Origin of the sequence: Nocardia anaemiae NBRC 100462 (assembly GCF_001612725.1) — a bacterium.
Lineage (GTDB): Bacteria > Actinomycetota > Actinomycetes > Mycobacteriales > Mycobacteriaceae > Nocardia > Nocardia anaemiae.
This window is the reverse complement of the sequence record NZ_BDAZ01000115.1, coordinates 1-3,499: the sequence shown is the minus strand read 5'-3', so window position 1 is coordinate 3,499 and position 3,499 is coordinate 1. Positions and strand designations below refer to the sequence as shown.

The window sequence follows — 3,499 nt, the reverse complement described above, 5'->3', positions numbered from 1 at the left end:
GGCGGCGGTGGCCGCGATTCCGGCCCGGACCTGTCGGCAGCGCCGACCCATGTGCGGTGGCAGCCGTTCCAAGGCGTGGCACTGCCGAGTACCGACCAGGGGCCGAAGCAGGTATCCGACGGTGCCGCAACGGGTTTCGAGCATTCGCCGATCGGTGCCGCGCTGGCCGCGATAGTGCACACGGTGCGCTTGTCGGTGGCCGCCGACAGTCAATGGGCCGATATCGTGCGCCAAGAGGTGGTGCCGAACAAGGCCAGAGACGAGTGGGCGGTCAACCGGGTGCAGCTCTCGATCACCGGTCCGGCCGCGTCCGAATACGCGCCGAGAGTGCTCGGATACAAGATCACCAGCTATACCGATGCGGCCTCCGCCGTCGATGTCTATACCGAATATTCGGACAATTCGAAGGCGGTGAACCACACCACTGTCGAATGGTTCGGCAACGATTGGAGATTGCGACTGCCGGATCCCGACTCGACCGCTCGGCCCATCGAGGCGGTCGATGAATTGCCCACGGACATAGTGAAATTGGAGGCGCCGATATGAGCGAGCGCAGCGAGCGAATCATGTCGCAGCGTGCTTCGCTCATGACGGAGCCGAGCGCTAGCGAGGCGGAGTCATGAGTGAGAAGGAGTCGTACGCGCGCGATCGCGTCTCCTTCGGTGCTGTCGCGTCCGCTGCCGTGCTGGTACTCATCGTGGTCGTCGGCGTATTCGTGTACGTGAGCCGGGACGACTCGGGTTCGGGTGGTGACAAGGCCGCCGCCGCGGCCGATTCCGGCGGTGCGGGCTTCGCGACCCCCGAGGTGGATATTCTCGGCAGGCGCGTCGATATCCCGAACAATTCTGCCGGACAACCACTTCCGCAGGATCCGACTCGGCAGCGCAGGCCGTCGGACGCGGACTGGCTGACCGCGGCGCCCGAGGGCACCACCGCACCACACGGTTGGCAGCGGGTCTTCGGCGCCTCGGTTCCGTTCTCCACCTCCGACGGACCGACCCGCATCGAAGACGGTCTGGCCGTTGGCTATTCGCACACACCGCAGGGCGCGGTGCTTGCGGCCGCCCAGATTACCTACCGTCTCAACGCCCGCCCCGCCGACCGCGACCTCTACGTCCGCCAGGTCCGCGTCTCGGCCCAGCAGATCGCCGCCTACGACAAGGCCCTGTCCCAGGACAAACTCCCCGAACAGCAGCCGGAAAAGGTGACCAAGTATTTCGTCGCCTCGGATGCGTTCAAGGTCGAGAACTATGCCGATGATCTGGCGATCATCCAGCTGGCCACCCGTGGCCAGGTGGTCGATGGCAAGCAGCTGTGGGCGGCTTTGCGATTGGTGATGATCTGGGACGCGGGGGACTGGCGGCTGAAACCGGCAACCTCCAATAGCCCGCAGACCGAATACATCGAGTCCTTGAACGGGTGGACCAAATGGTGACCACAGGGCCCGGATCCGGTCCGGCAGGCAAACGTTCGCCGCTTGCGATGCTGGGCGTAGGCGCGGTGCTGGCCGTTGTCGTCGCGGTCGCGGTGACCGTGGTCGCGATGCGAGACAACGCCGCCGGGGGTGACCAGGTATCGAAGACCGGCACGAGTTCGGGCAGTGCGCCGATCAGTGCCTCCGCCACCGTGGGGGGCGGCGGATTCAGCGGCTCCGATGTGGATTCGTTCGGCCATCGTTTCGATATTCCGGAAAACCCTGCCGGACAACCGCTCTCGAATTCCGTTGCGCCGCGTCAGCCCGCCGATGGCGATTGGCTGTCCGGCGCTCCGGGCGGCACGGGTCAGCAGGGTGGTTGGCAGCGTGTGTACAGCGGCCCGGTGATTCCGTTCTCGACCACCGACGGCCCGACCCGCATCGACAATGACATTCCGGTCGGCTTCACTCGGACCCCTCAGGGCGCCGCGCTCGCGGCCGAGCAGATCTACTGGCGGACCGTGGCACGTCCGATGGATCGGGCCCTGTGGCAGCAGCTGGTGATCCTGTCCGACCAGGAGCAGGCCGATCGCGACCGAAAGATCGCCGACGGCAAGATCCCGAATGAACTACCCGACAACATCAAACCGTTGTTGTTCGCCTCCGACGCATTCCGAATCGAAAGCTATGGTGACGATTTCGCTGTGGTACGTATCGCCCGCAAGACCCGTGATTTCCTGCACGGCGGGCGCAGTTGGGTGGCCATGAGACTGAATGTGCTCTGGCGCGATGGTGGTTGGAAACTCAAGTCGTCCACGAGTGATGCACAGCCACTCGAGACGATCGACTCGATCGATGGGTGGACAAAATGGTGAGGCGCGTCGTCACGATCCTCGCGGTCATCTTCACTGTCATGATTGCGACACCGACGGTGGCATACGGTCAGACTTACGGATTCGACGATACGTGCAACGAATTGCACGACACGCTCGACAACGTGGGCCTGCCCGGCTTCTCGCTCGGTGACGCCGCGTCGGCCGCGTGCAAGGCGGGCAATGCCGCCTCGCACCCGGGCAGCGCCGCGAACGCGGTCAAGGACAAGGCCTGGGATTCGACCTTCGGCAAGGTCGTCGATTCGCTGATGAACGGCCTCGGCGAGGCCATCATCCTCGCGCTGACCTTCTGGATGAAGGTCCCCAACGAGGCGGCCAGCGATTCGGGTTCGTTGTTCGTCAAGATCAACGACTACACCTATCAAGCGCAGATATTGCTGCTCATAGCCTCGGTGATACTGTCCGGCGCCAGATTGGCCGAGGCCAGACGCGGCGCCGTCATGAACGAGGCGGCCGAATCGTTCCGCATGTTCACCCGGGTGGTTTTCAGCTCCTGGATGCTGGGCGCGGTCATCGTCGCGGGCACGCAGGCCTCGGATCGCTTCTCCGAGTGGATCATCAACGATTCGACCAATGGCAATGCCAAGGATCTGGCCGAGCTGATGGTGAAAACCAGTAAGCTGCAGGCCTTCTCGCCGGGTCTTGTGTTGATCATCGCGATCGTCGGACTGCTCGGTGCGCTGGCGCAGATCGTGCTGGCCATCGTGCGTCAGGGTCTGCTGATCATCGCGGCGGGTGTGCTGCCACTGGCCGCGGCCGCATCGGGGATGAATATCGGCAAACAGTCGTATCAGAAGCTGATCGGCTGGATCATCGCGTTCATGCTCTGGAAGCCGGTGGCCGCCATCGTCTACATGATCGCGTTCACCACCGCGGGCCACGTGGATTCGCTGACCGATACCGGTGGACTGCCCGAAGGTGAACAGGCACAACGGATGTTGGTCGCCATCGTGCTGCTGTGCAGCGTCGCGTTCGTGCTGCCCGCGCTGATGCGGTTGGCCACGCCCGCGGTCGCGATCGTCGGTAGCGGTGGTTCCGGTCTCACGGCCGCGGGCGGAACCTTGCTCGCGGTGGGCGCTTTGGGCGCGATGGGCACCAAGGCCACCTCGGTCCGGGGCGCCGCACCGGGTTCGGCGGGTTACGTCGGTGGCACCTCCACCGGTCCGCGTCCGCCGGGTGGTGCGGGCGGTCC

4 protein-coding genes are annotated in these 3,499 nt (G+C 64.6%); all 4 read left to right on the top strand.

Going from position 1 to position 3,499, the window contains the following annotated elements:
- Nucleotides 1-546, top strand: a 546-nt coding sequence (locus NA5_RS41585; RefSeq protein ID WP_062993984.1) for a DUF8175 domain-containg protein, incomplete at its 5' end; no start/stop codon positions are given.
- A 73-nt stretch (nt 547-619) separates the two neighbouring features.
- The gene (locus tag NA5_RS38605; RefSeq protein WP_062993983.1) at nt 620-1,435 is read left to right on the top strand and encodes a DUF8175 domain-containg protein; all 816 of its coding nucleotides are present in this window, start codon (nt 620-622) and stop codon (nt 1,433-1,435) included.
- A complete protein-coding gene (locus NA5_RS38600) occupies nt 1,432-2,289 on the top strand; it encodes a DUF8175 domain-containg protein (RefSeq protein WP_218020263.1) in 858 nt (285 codons plus the stop codon). The genes NA5_RS38605 and NA5_RS38600 overlap by 4 nt, the downstream gene beginning before the upstream one ends.
- Nucleotides 2,283-3,499: hypothetical protein (locus NA5_RS38595; protein WP_062993981.1), on the top strand; the 1,217-nt coding region annotated here is incomplete at its 3' end. The genes NA5_RS38600 and NA5_RS38595, both read left to right, overlap by 7 nt.